The organism is Sphingomonas faeni (assembly GCF_024273235.1).
In the GTDB taxonomy this organism is placed as follows: Bacteria; Pseudomonadota; Alphaproteobacteria; order Sphingomonadales; family Sphingomonadaceae; genus Sphingomonas; species Sphingomonas faeni_A.
On the sequence record NZ_JANBVH010000023.1, the window covers coordinates 1 to 19,967 of the forward strand.

Below are 19,967 nucleotides of genomic sequence, written 5' to 3' on the forward strand. Positions count from 1 at the left end.
ACGAAGCGCGGGGGACGGCCGAATCTGCTGCCCTGCGTTCCGATAGCACCACCCCGGCGGAGGCCGGGGCCCAGTTGGGAGCCGGTGATGATGACGGCCGGCACTCCGTTACAGCGACCTCTCCAACTGGGCCCCGGCCTCCGCCGGGGTGGTGCGCGTGCTGGGCAAACGCTCATCCTAAAGCGGCGCAGAGAGCAGCGGCGATAGCGCCCCGACCCGAGCCCAGCGCCACCCCCTCCCGTTTCCCCGCCCGCCGCTGTACAGCAACCCGAATGACACTCCTTCGTCACCTCGCCGCGCTCCTCCTGCTCGCCACCGCGCTACCCGCCCTCGCGCAGGACGAAGCCAAGGTCGCGACCGTCGCCGCCAGCCTCACCAAGGCGTCGGCGGAACTCCAGGCGATCGACGACGCCACCCCCGCCGCGCGCGACGACAAGGCGCGGCAGGTGCTCAGGGATCGCGCGCAGGTCGTGCAGACCACCGCCGCCGATGCGGTCCGCACGCTCACGCCGGAGATGGCGCTGGTCCAGGCGCGCGTCGCGGAACTCGGCGCCGCCACCCCGGGCGTTGTCGAGGCGCCCGAGATCCGCACCGAACGCCGGCTCCTCGCGCAGAGCCAGTCGTCGATCGACTCGGCGATAAAGCGCGCGAAGCTGATCGGGATCGAGGCCAAGCAGCAGATCGACGATATCGGTGCGGCCGAGGCGGAGGAACTCGGCCAGCAATTGTCCGAGAACACCGGATCGCCGCTGTCGCCGACGCTGTGGGCCGCGATCGTCGATCACTTGCCCCGCGACACCGCGCGGCTGACGCGGTTCGCCAATACCGAAATGCGTCAGTTCGGTGCGCGGCTCGATACCCGCGCCGGCACCGGCCTGCTCGTCGGGATGCTCGCCGCGCTGGTGCTGATCGTGCCGCTGCGCCGCTGGCTGCACGGTGTCGGTCGGCGATACGCGACCAACCACGCCCCCGGCGGCCGTCTCCGGCGTTCGGCCTATGCGCTGTGGCTGGTGGTGATCGGGACCGCGCTGCCGGGGCTTGCGGCGTGGGCGATTGTCGCGTCGCTGCGCTGGGGCGGGCTCGTCTCGCCCGCGTGGAGCCGGTTCGGCGCGATCTTCGTCGGGATCTCGTGGTTCGCGGCTTTCGTCTCGTCGCTCGGCGGCGCGCTGTTGCTGCGGACCCAGCCGACCTGGCGGCTGCTGCCGATCGGCGACGCCGCCGCGCAGGCGCTCCGGCCGTATAGCTGGATGGCCGCGGCGTTGATCTTCGGCGGGCAGCTGCTGATCGCGACCAACCTGCTGATCGGCGTCAGCGCGCCCGCGTCGAGCGCCGCCAACGCGCTCGTCGCGCTGTTGCACATCGTCCTGCTCGGCGCGATCCTGGTGACTCTCGGCCGTCTGCGCGCCGCCGCGCTGCCCGATCCGGCCAAGCCCGCGCGCAACACGCTGCTCGCGATCGTCGCTACTCTGGTCTGGCTGGTGCTGGTCGCTGCGTTCTTCGCCGGGCTGATCGGCTATGTGAATTTGGCGCTCAAGGTCGCGACGTGGCTGGTCTGGGGCGCGATCGTCGGCGCGACCTTGTACCTGATGATGACCTTCACCGACGACGCCTGCCGGACGTTGCTGTCGAGCGGCAACCGCCTCGGCCGGTCGGCGAACAGCGGGTTCGGCGTCGACAACAAGACCGTCGACCAGATCGGCGTGCTGCTGTCCGCGGTGCTGCGGCTGTTGCTGATCATGCTCGCGGTCGGCGCGGTAATGGCGCCGTTCGGGGCGGGCGTGGGCTCGGCGTTCGAGCTGTTCGGGACGGTCGCGAACGGCATCACGATCGGCCAGGTCACGATCTCGCCGGGGGCGGTGCTGCGCTCGATCGCGGTGCTGTTCGTCGCGCTCGCGATCATGCGCGGGCTGCAGCATTGGCTGGTGAACAGCTACCTACCGACCACCGCGATGGACGCCGGCGCGCAGAATTCGGTGACGATGGTCGCGCGCTATGCGGGGATCATCGCCGCGGTGCTGTGGTCGCTCGGCGCGCTCGGGATCGGCATGGAGAAACTCGCCGTGGTGCTCGGCGCGCTGTCGGTCGGCATCGGCTTCGGCCTCCAGGCGATCACGCAGAACTTCGTCTCCGGCCTGATCCTCCTCGCCGAGCGCCCGGTGAAGATCGGCGACCTCGTCCGGATCGGCAACATGGAGGGCGACGTCAAACGCATCAACGTGCGCTCGACCGAGATCGAGGTGGCGGACCGCTCGACGCTGATCGTGCCCAACTCGGAGCTGATCACCAAGACGATCCAGAACATGACGCTGGCCGCGCCGATCGGTCGGATCCAGCTGCAATTCTCGGTGCCGCTCGAGGAGGATCTCGATGCGGTGCGGACGATGGTGCTGGCGGCGTTCGCGGAAAAGCACGAGGTGCTCGATCATCCCGAATCCAAGGTGTTCATCGACTCGATCGATGCCGGTCGCGCCAAGTTCAACTGCTTCGCCTATGTGGCTAGTCCCCGCGATGCGTACCCGATCCGCAGCGAACTGCTGTTCACGCTGCTCCGCCAGTTCCGCGAGGCGGGGATCGAAGTCGGCTCGACCGCGACCAAGATGGAACTGGTCGGCTCGCTGCCGGGCTCGCCCGTTGCCGATCAGAGCGTCGATCAGAACCCCGGTCAGAATAGGGCGTAAGGCAGCGACACGATGAATTTCGACCCTGCCGCCATCGTTCCGCGCGGTCTGATCCGCACGTTGGTGACCGATCTGGGTGCAGCGCTTGGATCATAGGTCCAACTGCCGCCGTTGTTCGACGAGAAATCCACATCGTCGGTGGTGCTGGACGGGCTGGTATAGGTGACCGCCAGCGACGAGGCCGGAGACCCTTCCGCCGTCACGACATATGCGGTCGACGCGGTGCCGTCGCCGTCCAGTGCCACCTGGAGGCGGGCAGGGGTGGGCAGCGTGAATGCCAGCGTGTTGCCGTCCAGCGCGAACGGATTGGGGTTCTCGATCTGCATCGTCATGCGCAGCTTCGCACCGGGAATCGCCTTTGGATTGACGGTCGCGGCGGAGGCTTCCCAGGTGGTGCGTTGTGAAACCGTGACGACCGCGTCCCTTGCGACCGTCATCGTCACGTCGACCAACGCGATCCTGCTGTCCTGATCGTTCCTGCCGAGCAGGCATAACCCCAGCGCCCCGACGCCGTCGCAGAATTTCCAGGCCCAACGGACCTGGAAGCTGCCCTTGTAGATTCCAGCGGGCGGGGCGGAGGCGCTCACCGGCTTGATATAGATCGGCACGACGGCCCTGCTGCTGCCCAGCAATGACAGCGTCGTCCCCTCGAAGTACGAACGGCTGGTATTGGCGACCAAAGGCGCGGTGCCGCTCGAATTTGCCGATAGCGAATAGCCGACCGACCCGCCGGTGGGTGCGGTAAGCGTCAGCGTTCCCGTCGTCAGCAGCGTCGCGCGCAGGTAATCGTCGGCGAGCAGCGACAGGACGTCGGCGTTCGCGCAGGTGAAGGATCCGGTCGTCGCGATGAAGCCCGCGGTCGTAACCGCGGCCGGCGACAGGGTGCCGAGCCTGGCGGTCGAGGGCGTGACGACCTCGCAGGCGAACGCTGGCGCCGCGGCGAGCCCGAGGGACAGGACCAGCGCCGCGACCAGCCGCTTCACGCCGCGCGGAGTCTTCATGCCCAGCGCAGTCTTCACGCCCCGCGCCATCGCCAGACCATGTTCGATACCCACCGCATCCCTCGCACCCGTTTCGATAGGCCAGGGCTATTCCCGCAATCGTTAATGCGTTTTGAAAAACCGGAATCGGATGTTTTCGTCCGTCGAAACGGCGAATGTCGGGCGTCGCGGCATGGACGCGGTCTTGCCCGGCGCGCCGAAACACTCGAAACAGCCGGCATGACGATCGCCCCCTCCAACGCCCGCCCCAGCACCGTCCTGATCGCGAGCGTTGCCACCGCGGCGCTGGCGGGGCTGTTGTTCGGCTTCGACACCGCGGTGATCGCCGGCGTCACCGGCGCGCTAAAGGCGAAGTTCGCGCTGAGCGAGGCATGGCTCGGCTTCACCGTGTCGTCGGCATTATGGGGAACGCTGATCGGCGCGCTGTTCGTCGGCATGCCCGGCGATCGCTATGGCAGCCGCAACGTGCTGCGGATGCTCGCCTTCCTGTACGTCGTCACCGCGCTCGGCTGTGCATTGGCGTGGAACTGGCACAGTTTCCTCGGCTTCCGCTTCATCAACGGCATCGCGATCGGCGGCTCGTCGGTGCTCGCGCCCGCCTATATCGCCGAGCTGGCGCCACCTGCTCAGCGCGGCAAGATGGTCGGCGGATTCCAGTTCGCGGTCATTCTCGGCATCCTGCTCGCCTATGTGTCGAATGCGATCATCGGCTCGCTCGGGCTCGGCGATGTCGAATGGCGATGGAAGCTCGGGATCGTCGCGCTGCCGTCGCTGGTGTTCTTCGCGCTGCTGTTCCGCATCCCCAATTCGCCGCGCTGGCTGCTCGCCAAGGGGCGCGATGCGGAGGCGAAGGAGGTGCTGGCGATGGTCGGGATGAGCCCGGACATCGCGCGGCGCGAACTCGATGCGCCGAAGGGTGACGCCAAACTCTCCTGGTCGCGCCACCGCAAGCCGATCACGCTCGCCTTCCTGGTCGCGATGTTCAACCAGTTCAGCGGCATCAACGCGTTCCTCTATTACCTCAACGACATCTTCAAGGCGTCGGGCGGCAGCCTCTCGCCCGATCTCCAGGCGGTGATGATCGGCGTCGCCAACATGGTCTTCACATTGCTAGGCATGCTGCTGATAGACCGGATCGGGCGGCGCACGCTGCTGCTCTGGGGCTCGGCCGGCATGACCGCGGCGCTGACCGTCGGCGGGCTCGCGCTGCTGGGAGTCCTGCCGAACTGGCTGCTGCTGCCGTCGCTGATCGTGTTCATCATGTTCTTCGCCCCCGGTTCGGGCGCGGTGATCTGGGTGTATATCTCGGAGGTGTTCCCGCAGAACGTACGCGCGCGCGGATCGAGCATCGGTTCGTCGAGCCATTGGGGCTGGAACGCGGTGATCGCGCAGGTCTTCCCCGTAGCCGCGGCGTGGTCGGCGGGCGTGCCGTTCCTGTTCTTCGCGGCGATGATGGCGGTGCAGTTCGTGACCGTGTTCTTCTACTTCCCTGAGACCAAGGGCGTGCCGCTGGAAGACATGGACGCGCATCTCGCGCGTTGAACGGGCATAATCCTGCGACAATTGCCCTTTAGTCGAGCCCCCTGATCGACGGCGATCATCGGGAAATAGCGACTATGCGTACATTGGGTCTGGTTCTGGCGGTAAGCGCGCCTGCGATGGCGGCGGCGCAACAGGCCCCGTCGACACCTGCCACGGCCGCGCCCGCCGCGCAGACCGCGGAGCAGGACGAAGCCGCCGATGCCGAGGAGATCGTCGTCACCGGATCGCGCAAACTGCCCGGTTCGGTGATCGGCGACATCCCGCCCGACCAGAGCCTGGGCCAGGCCGAGATCCGCTCCTACGGCGTCAGCTCGATCGCCGACCTGCTCAACGAACTGAGCCCGCAGACCACCAGCGGACGCGGCAGCGGCGGCGCGCCCGTCGTGCTGCTCAACGGCCGTCGCATCTCCAGTTTCGCCGAGATTCGCGACATCCCGACCGAGGCGATCCAGCGCGTCGAGATCCTGCCCGAGGAGGTCGCGCTCAAATACGGGTATCGCGCGGACCAGAAGGTCGTGAACTTCGTCCTGCGCCGCCGCTTCCGCGCGGTGACCGTCGAAGCCGTCGACAAGATGCCGACCGAAGGCGGCAGCAATTCGCCCGATGGCAAGCTCGACATGCTGAACATCGCCCGCGACCGTCGGGTCAATCTGCACGCGGAATACACCTCCACCTCCGCGCTGACCGAGGCCGAGCGCGACATCAACGCGCCAACGGCCACCGCGACCAGCGCGGTCGGTGCGGACAACGCCATCGTCGACCAGCGACCGTTCCGCACGCTCCAGTCCGCGAACAGCACCTTCACGGTGAACAGCGTGTATGCGCGCAACATCGGCAAAGTAGGCGCGACGATCAACGGTCGTCTCGAATCGACCGACAGCCGCAGCCTGAACGGCTTGCCCGTCGCGACGCTGGACCTCGCCGATGGCACGAGGCTCTACCGTGCTCTCAACGACGACGGGTTCCAGCCGCTGACCCAGCGCGCCTCGTCGATCGCCGCGCATCTCGGCACCACGCTCAACGGCGATGTCGGCACGTGGCGCTGGAACGTGACGGGCAATTACGACCGCAGCGACACGCAGACCTTTACCGAGACGGGTGTCGACACGACCGCGTTCCAGGCGCGGTTGAATGCGGGCGATACGACCGCCAACCCGTTCGCCCGCCTCACCGCGAGCGACTTCGGCGCCTCTCCCGCCAATCGGGCTTATGCGACGCAGACCTCGGGCGAAGTCGACGCGGTCGCCAACGGCAACCTCTTCAACCTGCCCGCGGGCGCGGTCTCGACGACGGTCAAGCTCGGCGCCGAAACCGCCGATTTCAAGAGCCGCTCGTACACCGTCATCGACCTTGTCGGGCGCGATACGCAGGGGCAGGTGTCGCGCGATACCGTCAACGGCCAGGTCAATGTCGACGTGCCGATCGCCAGCCGGTCGAAGGGCGTGCTGCCGTTCCTCGGCACCTTGTCGGCGAACTTCAATCTGGCCGAGGACCATCTGTCGGACTTCGGCACGCTGACGACGCTGGGCTACGGCATGAACTGGTCGCCGATCGACGGCGTGCGCCTGATCGCCTCGGTCACCGACACCGACGAGGCACCGACCGCGCAACAGCTCGGCAACCCGTCGATCACCACGCCCAACGTCCGCATCTTCGATTACGTGAAGGGGACGACCGCGACCGTCACGACGATCAGCGGCGGCAACCAGGGCCTGGTCGCGGACAATAATCACGTCCGCAAGCTGGGCCTGACGCTGAAGCCATGGTCGGCCAAGGACCTGTCGATCACCGCCAACTATGTCGACAGCCACACCGACAATCCGATCGCGTCGTTCCCGAGCGCGACCGCGGCGATCGAGGCCGCGTTCCCCGATCGCTTCACCCGCGATGCGGGCGGCAATTTGCTGCAGGTCGATCAGCGGCCGATCAATTACGCGAGCAGCGACCGCTCCGAACTGCGCTGGGGGATCAATTTCTCCGCGCCGCTGAAGTCGAAGATCCAGCGAGAGCTCGAGGCGTATCGCGCGGGGACCGGCCCCAATCCGTTCGAGGGCATGCAGCCCCCGCGCGGATTTCGCCCGCCGCCGGGCGAGGACGGGCCGCCCGGCGGTGCGCGGGGCGGTGCACAGGGCGGTGCGCGTGGCGGCGATTCTGGTGGTCCCGGCGGCGCCGATGGTCCACCCCCGGGCGGGCCGCCGCCGGGTGGAGGCTTTGGCGGTGGTCGCGGTCGCGGTGGTTTCGGAGGCCGCGGTGGCCAGGCCGGTGGACGGATCCAGTTCGCGCTCTATCACACCTGGCACTTCACCGATCGCGTGCTCGTCGCGAACGGCGGGCCGAGTCTCGACCTGCTCAACGGCGACGCGATCGGCAACAGCGGCGGCCAGGCGCGGCACGAACTCGAGGCGCAGGCCGGCTATACCAATAACGGCCTCGGTGCGCGTCTCTCCGCCAATTACGCGACCGGTACGCGCGTGAACGGCGGCACCGCCGCCGCGCCGGAAACGCTCAACTTCGGCGGCCTCGCGACCGCCAATCTCCGCCTGTTCGCCGATCTCGGCCAGCGCCTCGAATGGGTCAAGGCGCACCCGTGGCTGCGCGGCATGCGCGTGAGCTTCTCGGTCGACAACGTCCTCAACACGCGCCAGCGCGTGACCGACGCGACCGGCGCGACGCCGAACAACTACCAGCCGGATTACCTCGACCCGCTAGGCCGCACCGTCCGCCTCAGCATCCGCAAACTGTTCTTCTAAAGCCATCGGCGCGGTGCTTGGCTTGGCGGTCGGCGGCGGACACGGACTGCGCCGGGGCAGGGCGTCGATCCTTCGGAAATCGACCCATCAATCCTGTTGCCCGGCGACGAAGCCCGCTTATGCTGCGACGACATCATTCGAATTCGGGGTATCGTTCGACCATGACACGCAAACTGGGCGCGCTTGCCGGCGTCGCTGCAATCGCCCTCGTCTCGCCCGCGTTTGCGCAGGCGCAGCGGCCGACGCCCGCAGCCAAGCCCGCCCCGGTCGCCGACCTCGTCAAGTCGGTGGATATCCCCTACCAGCAGTTCACGCTGAAGAACGGCCTGCGCGTCGTCGTGCATACCGATCGCAAGGCGCCGGTCGTGGCGGTGTCGGTCTGGTATAATGTCGGGTCGAAGTTCGAACCCAAGGGCAAGACCGGCTTCGCGCATCTCTTCGAGCATCTGATGTTCAACGGCTCCGAGAACGCGCCCGGCGATTTCTTCGAGCCGCTGAAACAGGTCGGTGCGACCGACTTCAACGGCACGACCTATTTCGATCGCACCAATTATTTCGAGACGGTGCCGACCGCGGCGCTCGATCGTGCGCTGTTCCTCGAATCCGACCGGATGGGCTATCTCACCGGCGCGATCACGCAGGGCGTGCTCGACGAGCAGCGCGGCGTCGTCCAGAACGAAAAGCGCCAGGGCGACAACCAGCCCTACGGCCTGACCCAGTACAAGATCACCGAGGGTCTGTTCCCGGCGGATCATCCGTACGGCCACACCACGATCGGCTCGATGGCGGATCTCGATGCGGCGTCGCTGCAGACCGTGAAGGACTGGTTCAAGGATCATTACGGCCCGAACAACGCGGTGCTGGTGCTGGCCGGCGACGTCGATGCGGCGACCGCAAAGACGCTGGCGGAGAAGTATTTCGGCGGTATCCCGAAGGGGCCGGAGAGCATCGTGCCGCCGGCGCCGATCCCGACCCTGCCTGCGCCGGTGAGCGAGACGATCAAGGACCGCGTCGCCGCGGTGATGATCAGCCGCAACTGGGTGGTGCCCGGCCTGAATGACAAGGACGGCACCGCGCTGGATGTCGCGGCGGGCGTGCTCGGCGGGCTCGCCAGCAGCCGGTTCGATACCGCGTTGGTCAAGAAGGAGAAGCTCGTCGTCAGCATCGCGGCGTATAACCGCAGCTTCAGCCAGCTCGGGATGTTCGGTATCCGCGCGATCGTCCGGCAGGGGGTCGACCCCGCGCTCGTGTCGAAGCGCATCGACGAGATCATGGCGGACTTCCTCAAGAACGGGCCGACCGCCGACGAAGTCAGCCGCGTCGCGACGACGACCGCGGCAAACACGATGGAGGGCCTGGAATCGGTCGGCGGCTTCGGCGGCAAGGCGGTGACGCTGGCCGAGGGCGCGCTGTATTCGAACGATCCCGGCTTCTACAAGAAACAGCTCCTGCAACTGGCCGCCGAGACGCCGGCGAGCGTCCGCGCGGCGGCGGCGAAGTGGCTGTCGCGCCCGGCCTATTCGCTGACCGTCGTGCCGGGGCCGCGCGATGCCTATGCCAACGCGGTGGTGCCGCCCAAGGCCGACGTTCCGCCTGCGCCCGATGTCCCGTTCAAGGGTACGCGGGGGCCATTGCCCGCGGTCGGCACCGTCGCAGGCCTCAGCTTCCCGACCGTCGAGCGCACGCGCCTCGCGAACGGCATCGAGGTCGTCTACGCACAGCGCGCCGCCGTGCCGGTGACGCAGGCGGTGTTGAGCTTCGATGCAGGCGTGGCGGCGGACGTGCCGGGCAAGCTCGGTACGCAGCAACTGACGCTGGCGATGATGGACGAGGGCACGCCGACGCGGGATTCGGTCGCGCTGGCAGAGGCCAAGGAGCGGCTGGGCGCGGATATCGGCACGGGCGCGTCGAACGACCGGACCTTCCTGTCGCTCCAGGTGCCGAGTGCGAACCTGGCGCCTGCGGTCGACCTGTTCGCCGATATCGCGCAGAATCCGGCGTTCGCGGATGCCGAGGTCGCGCGCGTCAAGAACCAGCAACTCGCGCAGATCGCGCAGGAGCTGACCAGTCCGCAGGGGCTGGCCACGCGCGTCCTGCCCAAGCTGCTCGGGCCGACCTCGCCCTATGCCAAGGCGCAGGGCAGCGGCGATCCGAAGGCGGTGGCGGCGCTGACGCGTGCCGATCTGGTCGCATTCCAGCAGGCCTGGCTGAGGCCGGACAAGGCGAAGATCTTCGTCGTCAGCGATCGTCCGCTCGCCGAGGTGAAGGCAGCGCTCGATACGCGGTTCGGGACGTGGCGGCCGACCGGCGCGCCCGGCGTGAAGGCCTTCCCCGCGACCGTGACGCCGTCCGCGCCGAAGATCGTGCTGATCGACCGGCCGGACAGCCCGCAGTCGCTGATCCTCGCGGGCGTGCCGACGGGCTTGAAGGGCACGCAGGACCTGTTGCCGATCGCGACCGCGAACGATGCGCTCGGCGGCAGCTTCCTCGGCCGCGCCAACATGGATCTGCGCGAGACCAAGCACTGGTCCTATGGCGTCTCGGGGCGGTTCCAGCAGAACGAGCAGGCCGCGCCCTATGTCCTGTCGGCGCCGGTGCAGGCGGACCAGACCGGCCCGTCGATCGCTGCGCTTCGCGACGACATCGGCGCGTTCCTCGGCAAGGAGCCGATGACGCAGGCGGAGTTCGACCGTGCGATCAACGGCGCGATCCGCTCGCTGTCGGGCAATTTCGAGACGTCCGACGCGGTGCTGGCTGCGATGCAGCAGAACGACCTGCTCAAGCGGCCCGACGATTACTACGCGACGATCACGCAGCGCTATCAAGGGCTTAACCTGCCGCAACTCAACACGGCGATCCAGCAGGCGCTTGATCCGAAGAAGACGATCTGGGTCGTGGTCGGCGATGCGAAGACGGTGCGGCCGCAGCTTGACAGCATCGGCCTGCCGGTCGAGGTCATCCCCGCGGCGTCGGTTGCCGGCGCCAATTAATCGAAAGAGCCCGGGCGTTCCGGGCGGTAATCGGAGAGAGAGCAATGGCAAACGTCGATGGCAGCTGGGATTGCGTGGTCAAATCGCCGCTGGGCGACCAGAAGATGACGCTGACCGTCAACAGCGCCGGCAGCAATTTCACCGGCGCGGTATCGGGCGCGATGGGCGGCATGGACGTCACCGGCGAGGTCGATGGCGACACGATCACCTGGAAGCAGAGCATGACCGTGCCGATGCCGATGACGCTCGACTGCAAGGCGACCGTCGAGGACGACGTCCTCAAGGGCAGCGTCGCAGCCGGCGCCTTTGGCAGCTTCCCGCTGACCGGCACGCGGACGGCGTAACGGTCTGGCGTGGCGACCGTGAACCTCTGTCTGCCCCGCCTGCCTTCGTCCGTCTCGCGACCGTCATCCCAGCGAGAGCCGGGATCTCACCGAGCGGCCACCGGCGCTCGCCAAGCGGGAGACCCCAGCTTCCGCTGGGGTGACGATATTTGGCGGAGGGTGATCACGCGATCGATACACTAGCTACACTATGGGAGGGGCTCGTCTTTCCGACACGGCAAGGCGAGCCTTTTTCTTTTTCAGTCCGGGAGGGAAGGAAGAAGAAAATGAAGTTTACGCCCCGTTTGCTCAATGCCTGCGCGATCGCCGCGCTTGCTGCCGCTACAATCACCCCCGCGACCGCGCAGAATTACGACGAACGCCCCGCCAAGATGGCGCCGCGCGACGTCGGCTACGACTATGTCCGCAAAGTCGTCGAGATCCCGATGCGCGACGGGGTGAAGCTGCACACCGTCATCATCGTGCCCAAGGGCGCGAAGGACGCCGGCATCCTGATGACGCGCACGCCCTATGACGCCGACGGCCAGACCAAGGTTGACAGCGGCACCTATGCGGGCATCCTCGCGCACGGCGATGGCGCTGGCGACGTGATCGCCGCGGCGGGCTATATCCGCGTGATCCAGGACGTCCGCGGGATGCACGGGTCGGAGGGCATCTACATGATGAACCCGGCGCGCGCCGGCACGGCCCAGAACCCGACCAAGACCGACGACTCCACCGACACCTACGACACGATCGACTGGCTGGTTAAGCACGTCCCGGAATCGAACGGCCGCGTTGGGATCAGCGGGATCAGCTATGACGGCTTCCTCCCGCTGATGGCGCTGATCAACCCGCATCCGGCGCTGAAGGTCTCGGTGCCGATGAACCCGATGGTCGATGGCTGGCGCGGCGACGACTGGTTCCACAACGGCGCCTTCCGCGAGGGGATGATGCCGTACATCCTCGGGCAGGAGGCGACCAAGGACGCCGGCACGCCGTGGATCACCGACACCGCCGACGATTACGACTATTACCTCAAGGGCGGCTCGGCGGGCGCGATCGGCAAGGCGCAGGGCCTCGACCAGCTCGGCTTCTGGCGCAAGATCACGCAGCATCCCGCCTATGACTCGTTCTGGTCGACGCAGGCGATGGACACCGTGCTCGCCGGCCAGCCGCTGAAGGTGCCGACGCTGATCGTCGGCGGCCTGTGGGATCAGGAGGATATCTACGGCGCGCCCGCGGTGTATCGCGCGCTCGAGCCCAAGGACACCGCCAACGACATGGTCTATCTGTCGATGGGCCCCTGGTATCACGGGCAGGAGGTCGGCAACGGCAGTGCGCTGGGCGCGATCAAATGGGATGCAGACACCGCCAAATGGTGGCGCTGGCACGTCCTCGCGCCGTTCCTCGCGCATTATCTGAAGAGCGACCAGCCGGCGATGGACGTCGCGCCGGTGACGATGTTCCAGTCCGGGCGCAACGAGTGGCAGAAGCTCCAGAGCTGGCCGACCGCGCAGACTCTGGGCACGCCGCTCTACCTGAAGCCCGGCGGCGCGCTCGGCTTCCAGGCGGCGGCGGGCGCGGCGACGACCGCGGACTATATCTCCGATCCGGCAACCCCGGTCAGCTACCGCGTGCGCCCGACGCTGCCGACCTATGCGAGCGGATCGACCTGGAAACAGTGGCTGGTCGACGATCAGCGCGCGGTGTCCGGCCGTCCCGACGTGCTGACCTTCACCACCGACGCGCTGACTGCGCCGACGACGATCGCCGGCGTTCCGGAAGTGAACCTGACCGCCTCGACCAGCGGCACCGACAGCGACTGGGTGGTGAAGCTGATCGACGTGTATCCGGACGTCTATCCCGGCGACAAGGCGATGGCCGGCTATCAGTTGTCGGTCGCGATGGACATCTTCCGCGGGCGCTACCGTGAGGATCTGGCCGTTGCCAAGCCGATCGCCGCCAATGTGCCGCTCAAGTACAAGTTCGCGCTGCCGACGACCAATCACGTGTTCCTGCCGGGGCACAAGATCATGGTGCAGGTTCAGTCGAGCTGGTTCCCGCTCTACGATCGCAACCCGCAGACCTTCGTCCCGAACATCTTCTTCGCGCAACCCAAGGATTACGTGAAGGCGACGCAGAAGATCACCGTCGCGGGCCCCGATGAGAGCTATATCAGCCTGCCCCTGGTACGCTGAAACTCCTGCATCGCACCGGGTGCGATCCGGGGTGATGTAAGGAAATGACTATCCTGCATATATTGGCGTTTGCTCGCGTAACTGGTTCTTAGGAGGCGGTGGGGCATGGACCTGTCGTACAACAGACCGGATCGCCGATGAAACGCCTCCCCCTGATCGCGCCGAACCCGCCGCGGCTGAGCGAGCATCTCGATGCACTGCGCCGGGTCGAGGCGTCGGGGGTGTTCAGCAACAACGGTCCCGAGGTTCGCAAGTTCGAGGCCGGGGTGACGGACGCACTGTTCGGCGGGCACGGTGCGTGTCTCGCGGTCGGCAACGCCACATTGGGGCTGATGCTCGCGATCCGCCACGCATCGGGGATGCGGACGGGCGGACTGGACCCCAAGCAGGGCACGTTGGCGCTGATGCCCGCACTCACCTTCGCCGCGACCGCGCAGGCGGCGGCGTGGGCGGGGCTGACGCCGCTGGTCTGCGATATCGATCCGGACGACTGGGGTGCCTGCGCGCTGGAGGAGGAGCGGTTGCTCCAGCGTCATGGTGAGCGGATCGGCGTGGTCGTGCCCTATGCGACGTTCGGCAATGCGATCGACCTCGACCGCTACGTGCATTTCCAGCGGCGCTACGGCGTCGGCGTGGTCGTCGATGCGGCCTCGTCGCTCGGTACGCTCGACGATGCGGGGCTGGGCTTCGGTGCCCGTGCGCCGTTCGCGGTGGTCCATTCGATGCACGCGACCAAGACGTTCGCGGTCGGCGAGGGCGGGCTGATCCACAGCGGCGACGTCGACCTGATCGCGACGCTGCGCTCGATGGGCAATTTCGGGTTCGAGGGCAGCCGCAACGCGACGCTGCCGGGGATCAATGCCAAGCTGCCGGAGATCACCGCGATCATCGCGCAGGCCAAGCTCGCCGAGATCGACGCGATCGCCGATCACCGCGCGGTGCTGGACGACACCTACCGCGCGACGCTGCCCGATTTCCAGTTCCAGGCGGTCTCGGGGCGGCGGCGCGCGATGCAGTTCATGCCCGTTCTCCTCCCCGAGCATATCGCGCATCACCGCGACGCGATCGTCGAGAGCATCGAGGCGGACGGCATCGGCTGTGGCCGCTATTTCAGCCCACATCTCGGCGAACAGCCCTGGTTCCAGGCGACCGCGATGATCGAGCCGACCCCGGTTGCGGACAGGATCGCGGGGCGGATGCTGTCGCTGCCGATCACCGACGCGATGTCGATCGAGGACGCGCGGCGGGCGGCGACCGCGCTGGCCTCGGCGTGCGCGGCGATTCTCCGGCCGCGCGATCGGCGGGCGTCGGTGCGCGGCCCTGGTGGCGCCATCGCCTCGGTCGTCGTGATCGGCGGCGGTCCCGCGGGGACGGCGATGCTGACCTCGGCGACCAAGCGCGGCCTGCTCCCCGATCTCGCCGCGTCGGGGCTGATGGTGATCGAGCGCGGCAACGCGATCGGTGGCGGGCGGCTCGGGCGCTATGCGATCACCTCCGATTCGACCGCGCAGACCTTCCTGACCGCGGTGCGCGCCAACGTGCATCCCGAACTCGCGCGGCTGGTCGATCACCCCGCCGGGCGTGCGGTCGCGGCGCATGAGGGCGCATTGGGCGTGCCGCTGACCGAGGTCGGGCCGCTCTTGCGCGCGACCGGCGACCGGCTGACCGACATCGTCCGCGAGAATGGCGGCACCGTGCTGACCGGGCACGAGGCGCTGGGTGCGAAACGTGTCGGCGACGGCTTGTGGAGCGTCCAGGTCCGCCGGCTGGCCGATGGCCACGTCTTCGACCAGCTCGCGCGCAACGTCGTCGTCGCGACCGGCGGTCACCAGCCGCTCGACCGGCTCGCGACGCAGCGCGTTGCGGGGGCCAGCCTGGTCGATCTCGCGAGCGGACGGCTGCTCCAGTCGGACGACGTGCTGACCGTCGGCGGGTTCGAGAAGGTCGCGGATATCCTGACCGGCAGGCGCAACCCGAAGATCGCGGTGATCGGCGGCTCGACCAGCGCGCTGACGACGATCGCGCTGCTGCTGAAGAGCCAGCCGGCGCTGCCGCTCGGGGCAGGGGCCGTCACGCTGTTGCACCGCCGGCCCCTGCGCCCCTTCTATCATTCGGTCGAGGCGGCGCATGCCGAGGGGTTCACCGATTTCGGCCCCGACGACATCTGCCCGGTGTCGGGGTTCGTCTACCGCCTCGCCGGCTTCCGCCTCGAGGCGCGCGATCTGGTGCTGCGGATGCTCGGCATCGACGGTCGCGCGCCCGATCCCCGCGTGACGCTGCACCGCATTTCGGGCGACGACGACGCTCGCGCACGGGCGGCGATCGAGGAAGCGGATCTGGTCGTTGCCGCGCTTGGCTATCGCCCGATCGGCATGCCCGTAGTCGATCGCGACGGGACCCAGATACCGCTCGCAGCGCATGACGGTCAGCCGATGGTCGATCGCCATTGCCGCGTGGTCGATGCCGACGGCGCACCGATCCCCGGACTCTACGGGCTGGGACTGGCGGCGGGTTTCGTGCCATGGGGACCGCTTGGCGGCGAGAGCAGTTTTTCGGGCCAGGCCAATGGCTTGTGGCTATGGCAGAACGATGTGGGGCTGATGATCATCGATCAGGTGATGGCGTCGAAGGCACTGGCGGCAGCGTGACGTCGCGCGATCGAAACGCCGATCCCGCGGTCAGCGTGGTCATGGCCGCGTATAATGGCGCAGGGTTGATCGAGGAGACGCTCGCCAGCCTCCAGGCGCAGATTTTCGGCGATTTCGAGGTGATCGTGGTCGACGACTGCTCGACCGACGACACGCGCGAGGTGGTGCGCGCCTGGCCGGATCCGCGCGTGCGACTGGTCCAGATGGCGAAGAACGGCGGCCCGGTGCTCGCGCGCAACCGCGGTTTCGCGGAGGCGCGCGGGCGCTACATCGCCGCGCTCGACCATGACGATATCTGCCGCCCCGATCGCTTCGCGCGGCAGGTGGCGTATCTCGACGCGCATCCCGACACCGTGCTGCTGGGCACCGCTGCCGAACTTCTGACCGCAGGCGTGGTCGGCCCGTCCAGCTATGCGCCGACCACCACGCCCGCGCTGGTCGCGTGGCTGACCTGCATCGAGAATCCGCTGGTCTGGTCGTCGACGATGATGCGGACCGAGGTGGCGCGGCGGCTCGATCCGGTGACACGGCCCGAGCTCCTGTATGCCGAGGATTTCGACCTGTATCAGCGGATCCAGCATTTCGGCGCGATCGCGCGGCTCGACGAGGCGCTGGTGCTGTACCGCGTCCATCCCGGCGGCGTCTCGAAGCGCTTCGTCGATACGATGGAGGCGGCCTCGGTCCGCGTCCTAACCGAACGCTATGCCCGGCTGTTCGACGATCGCGCGGAGCGGGTGGCGCGGCTGATCATGCTGCACAACATGGCCAAGCGCCCGGTCCCCGATCGCGCTGCGCTGGCGACGCTCGGCAGTGCGCTGAGCGTGATCCAGGCGGACTTCCTCGCAACGCACGACTGTTCCGCACACGACATCCGCCTGATCCGTTGGGAAACCGCGCGACGCTGGGGCGATATCGGCCGGGCGGGTCTGCGCGCGGGAACGGTGCGGCTGGCGGACGTGCTGGCGGTGCGGCCCGATCATCTCGGGCTGGGCTATGCCGGACTGGAGGCGCTGCTCTGGTCGGGACTCATCGGCGGCGTCCGCCGCGCGCGCCGGCGGATGGAGCGGAGCCGGATGGCGGAGACTGCGGGGTAGCAACCGCTCCAAAATCCCGTCACCCCAGCGAAGGCTGGGGTATCTCACGTGTCAGGTGACGCCCACCAAACCGAAATATCCCAGCGTCCGCTGGGATGACGGTGACGGGCCTTGGGTACGCGGCGTTATTCCAAATCCCGACATCCTCGCCAAGATCGTCACCCCAGCGAAGGCTGGGGTATCTCACGTGTCAGGCGACGCCCGCCAAACCGGGATATCCCAGCGTCCGCTGGGATGACGGGCCTTGGGTAGGGCGCGTTATTCCAAATCCCGACATCCTCGGCAAGATCGTCACCCCAGCGAAAGCTGGGGTATCTCACGTGTCAGGCGATGCCCGCCAAACGGAAATATCCCAGCGTCCGCTGGGATGACGGGCCTTGGGTAGGGCGCGTTATTCCAAATCCCGACATCCTCGCCAAGATCGTCACCCCAGCGAAGGCTGGGGTATCTCACGTGTCAGGCGACGCCCGCCAAACCGACATATCCCAGCGTCCGCTGGGATGACGGCTAAACGCTCAGACCTTCGCCGCGTAGATCATCCGGCCGGCACCGAGCCGGGCGAACACCTGGTCCAGATCGCGCTCGCCGACTGCGAAGCAGCCCTGGCTGCGGCCGAGCATGCCGTGGGTCTCGATCATGTCCTTGTTCGCATACCAGGCCGAATGCACGACGATCGCACGGTCCAGCGCGTTGTCGTTGGTCGGATCGAGCCCGATCAGGCGCTGCGAGCGGCCATGCTTGCCGACATAATATTCGTCGGTGACGAACGCGCCCTCCGACGAGGCGTTCGAGCCGAAGCGGTTGGAAAAGCGCTCCAGATACCCGGTATGTGCCGGATCCGATCCGCTGCCGTGCGCGACCAGCAACGACGTGCTGCGTCCACTGGCTAGATCGATGAAGTGAAACCGCGGCTTGCCCGACGGCGCCGCGAAATCGGCGATCGCGATGCGGTCATGATGCTGGATGCGGCTGCCGTGGCGGCTGAGCGACGCCATCGCCTGGCGCAGCAGGTCGGGGCGAACCACCTTCGGCGACGTCACCGCAACCGTCGTGCGTGGCAGCGGTGGCTGCGACATCGGCTTCAGGTCGCGCGCCGTCAGCGGGCGGCCGAGCCGTGTGGTCGCGGAGACGGCACCCGGTACCGCCAGAGCCCCCGCCAGTACCAAACCGTTCTTCAGAAGCGCGCGTCGCTCGCGCACAAGACCTTCGTCGTGCATCGATTTTCCCGTAATTGCCCCAGTTCCCGTGAACCGGGTATAGCCGATTTTCGGTCAATATTCTGCAACCATTTCCACTGGTTGTGGGTCTGTTCCCTCGAACTACCCCGGCTTGGGGTCGGTTCGTCGACTCAATCCGCCGACGGCACGTTTTAGAGAATCGCGCGTTGGGCGGATTATCGAGACGGATCTGAAGACTCAGGGGCAGACGGTAGGATGAGCAGGGTGGTACGGTCGGTTGCGGCAATGGGGCTGGCCTTCGCGCTGTTGGCGGGCGCAAACCCCGCTCTGGCCGCGTCTGCTGCCGCGATCGCTGCGCTGCCGATCGAGCAGGCCGCGACCGAACTTTCGCCCAACCAGTTCGTCTGGAGGGACAATGGGTCGAGCGAGCCCGTCAGCATCGTCATCAGCCTGCTGGAGCAGCGCGCGTTCGTCTATCGCGGCTCGACGATGATCGCCGCGACGACGATCTCCAGCGGCAAGGACGGCAAGGATACGCCGCTCGGCACCTATCCGATCCTGCAGAAGAACGCGGTCCACAAGTCGAACCTGTATAACGATGCGTCGATGCCGTTCATGCAGCGGCTGACCTGGGACGGCATCGCGATCCATGCCGGCCGGAACCCGGGCTTCCCCGATTCGCACGGCTGCATCCGGGTGCCGCTCGGCTTTGCGAAGCAGCTGTTCGGGGTGACGACGCTGGGGACGACCGTGACGGTGACGGACGATTTCGAGGGCGGCGTGATGCCGGAGCCGCCGGTCCCTGATCAAGAGACGGCAATCGCCAATTTGCGCCAGTCGGTCTCGCTCGATCGGTGATTGGAGAGATGCGAGGGCAGTAATCCCTTCCTTGTTCTCCCGCGAAGGCGGGAGCCCAGGCTGGGTCCCCGCCTTCGCGGGGAAACAAGTTACGCCGCGATCGGGAGCCCGAGCTCGACCAATCGTGCACGAAAATCCGCCGCGTCCGTGAACAGCACCGATTCGATCCCCAACGCCTGCGCCGCCGCCACGTTCGCGGCATTGTCGTCGACGAACACCGCGTCCGCCGCCGCCAACCCGAATCGCGCCAGCGCCAGTCGATAGATCGCCGCATCCGGCTTCACCATCTTCTCCTCGCCCGACACCACGATATCGCGGAACCGGTCGAACAGCCGTGCCTCACGCGCGCGGAAGGGTGGCCAGAACTCGTGGCTGAAGTTCGTGATCGCGAACAACGGGACGCCGGCCGAATCGAGCTCCTCGACGATCTCGTGCATGCCCGCGATTCGCGCACCGATGCTGTCGTTGAATCGCGGCCCCCAGGCGGCGATCAGCGCGGCATGCTGCGGATACAGCGCGGCCAGCTCCGCCGAGGTGTCGGCGAAGTCGCGGCCAGCGTCGTGCTGGAAATGCCAGTCGATCGTCACGACATCGTGCAGGAACGCGTCGAGCGCCCGATCGTCATCGATCAGGCGCTCGTACAGGATCCGCGGATCCCAGTCGTAAAGGACGCGACCGACGTCGAAAATGACGGCGGTCTTCAG

The 19,967-nt window shown here is 67.3% G+C and carries 12 protein-coding genes; 9 read left to right on the forward strand and 3 right to left on the reverse strand.

Annotated elements, in window-relative coordinates; translation table 11 throughout:
* Positions 1 to 272 precede the first annotated feature (272 nt).
* A complete protein-coding gene (locus NLI89_RS13295) occupies positions 273 to 2,678 on the forward strand; it encodes a DUF3772 domain-containing protein (RefSeq protein ID WP_254687450.1) in 2,406 nt (801 codons plus the stop codon).
* Here the strand turns inward: NLI89_RS13295 and NLI89_RS13300 are convergent.
* Positions 2,663 to 3,733, reverse strand: coding sequence for a spore coat protein U domain-containing protein (locus NLI89_RS13300; protein WP_254687451.1), 1,071 nt, complete (start codon positions 3,731 to 3,733; stop codon positions 2,663 to 2,665). The genes NLI89_RS13295 and NLI89_RS13300 overlap by 16 nt on opposite strands.
* A 165-nt stretch (positions 3,734 to 3,898) precedes the next feature.
* Here NLI89_RS13300 and NLI89_RS13305 point away from each other — a divergent pair, with 165 nt between their 5' ends.
* The 7 genes from NLI89_RS13305 (at position 3,899) to NLI89_RS13335 (ending at position 17,227) form a co-directional block, all read left to right on the forward strand.
* The gene (locus tag NLI89_RS13305) at positions 3,899 to 5,221 is read left to right on the forward strand and encodes a sugar porter family MFS transporter (protein ID WP_254687452.1); all 1,323 of its coding nucleotides are present in this window, start codon (positions 3,899 to 3,901) and stop codon (positions 5,219 to 5,221) included.
* Between the two features lie 74 nt (positions 5,222 to 5,295).
* On the forward strand, positions 5,296 to 7,971 hold the full coding sequence (locus NLI89_RS13310) for a TonB-dependent receptor (protein WP_254687453.1): 2,676 nt from the start codon (positions 5,296 to 5,298) through the stop codon (positions 7,969 to 7,971).
* A gap of 161 nt (positions 7,972 to 8,132) precedes the next feature.
* A complete protein-coding gene (locus tag NLI89_RS13315; RefSeq protein ID WP_254687454.1) occupies positions 8,133 to 10,961 on the forward strand; it encodes a M16 family metallopeptidase in 2,829 nt (942 codons plus the stop codon).
* 44 nt (positions 10,962 to 11,005) lie between these two features.
* Positions 11,006 to 11,305 (forward strand): hypothetical protein, encoded by a 300-nt coding sequence (locus tag NLI89_RS13320; RefSeq protein ID WP_254687455.1) that lies wholly within the window; start codon positions 11,006 to 11,008, stop codon positions 11,303 to 11,305.
* Between the two features lie 266 nt (positions 11,306 to 11,571).
* Complete coding sequence (locus NLI89_RS13325) at positions 11,572 to 13,485, forward strand: CocE/NonD family hydrolase (protein WP_254687456.1); 1,914 nt, start codon at positions 11,572 to 11,574, stop codon at positions 13,483 to 13,485.
* A 137-nt stretch (positions 13,486 to 13,622) separates the two neighbouring features.
* Positions 13,623 to 16,133: a DegT/DnrJ/EryC1/StrS family aminotransferase gene (locus tag NLI89_RS13330; protein WP_254687457.1), complete on the forward strand. Its 2,511-nt coding sequence runs from the start codon at positions 13,623 to 13,625 to the stop codon at positions 16,131 to 16,133.
* On the forward strand, positions 16,130 to 17,227 hold the full coding sequence (locus NLI89_RS13335; RefSeq protein WP_254687458.1) for a glycosyltransferase family 2 protein: 1,098 nt from the start codon (positions 16,130 to 16,132) through the stop codon (positions 17,225 to 17,227). Before NLI89_RS13330 ends, NLI89_RS13335 begins: the two co-directional genes overlap by 4 nt.
* 515 nt (positions 17,228 to 17,742) lie before the next feature.
* Here NLI89_RS13335 and NLI89_RS13340 read toward each other — a convergent pair.
* On the reverse strand, positions 17,743 to 18,444 hold the full coding sequence (locus NLI89_RS13340; protein ID WP_254687459.1) for a murein L,D-transpeptidase catalytic domain family protein: 702 nt from the start codon (positions 18,442 to 18,444) through the stop codon (positions 17,743 to 17,745).
* 216 nt (positions 18,445 to 18,660) lie between these two features.
* Between NLI89_RS13340 and NLI89_RS13345 the strand changes: the two genes are divergently transcribed.
* Positions 18,661 to 19,263 (forward strand): L,D-transpeptidase family protein, encoded by a 603-nt coding sequence (locus NLI89_RS13345; RefSeq protein WP_254687460.1) that lies wholly within the window; start codon positions 18,661 to 18,663, stop codon positions 19,261 to 19,263.
* Between the two features lie 89 nt (positions 19,264 to 19,352).
* On the opposite strand, the gene NLI89_RS13350 is transcribed toward NLI89_RS13345, so the two are convergent.
* Positions 19,353 to 19,967, reverse strand: coding sequence for an HAD-IA family hydrolase (locus NLI89_RS13350; protein ID WP_254687507.1), 615 nt, complete (start codon positions 19,965 to 19,967; stop codon positions 19,353 to 19,355).

Excerpts from the sequence above, each read along its gene's own strand:
- NLI89_RS13295 (WP_254687450.1), top strand. The coding sequence starts at position 273 with ATGACACTCCTTCGTCACCTCGCCGCGCTCCTCCTGCTCGCCACCGCG.
- NLI89_RS13305 (WP_254687452.1), top strand. The coding sequence starts at position 3,899 with ATGACGATCGCCCCCTCCAACGCCCGCCCCAGCACCGTCCTGATCGCG.
- NLI89_RS13310 (WP_254687453.1), top strand. The coding sequence starts at position 5,296 with ATGCGTACATTGGGTCTGGTTCTGGCGGTAAGCGCGCCTGCGATGGCG.
- NLI89_RS13315 (WP_254687454.1), top strand. The coding sequence starts at position 8,133 with ATGACACGCAAACTGGGCGCGCTTGCCGGCGTCGCTGCAATCGCCCTC.
- NLI89_RS13320 (WP_254687455.1), top strand. The coding sequence starts at position 11,006 with ATGGCAAACGTCGATGGCAGCTGGGATTGCGTGGTCAAATCGCCGCTG.
- NLI89_RS13325 (WP_254687456.1), top strand. The coding sequence starts at position 11,572 with ATGAAGTTTACGCCCCGTTTGCTCAATGCCTGCGCGATCGCCGCGCTT.
- NLI89_RS13330 (WP_254687457.1), top strand. The coding sequence starts at position 13,623 with ATGAAACGCCTCCCCCTGATCGCGCCGAACCCGCCGCGGCTGAGCGAG.
- NLI89_RS13340 (WP_254687459.1), bottom strand. The coding sequence starts at position 18,444 with ATGCACGACGAAGGTCTTGTGCGCGAGCGACGCGCGCTTCTGAAGAAC.
- NLI89_RS13345 (WP_254687460.1), top strand. The coding sequence starts at position 18,661 with ATGAGCAGGGTGGTACGGTCGGTTGCGGCAATGGGGCTGGCCTTCGCG.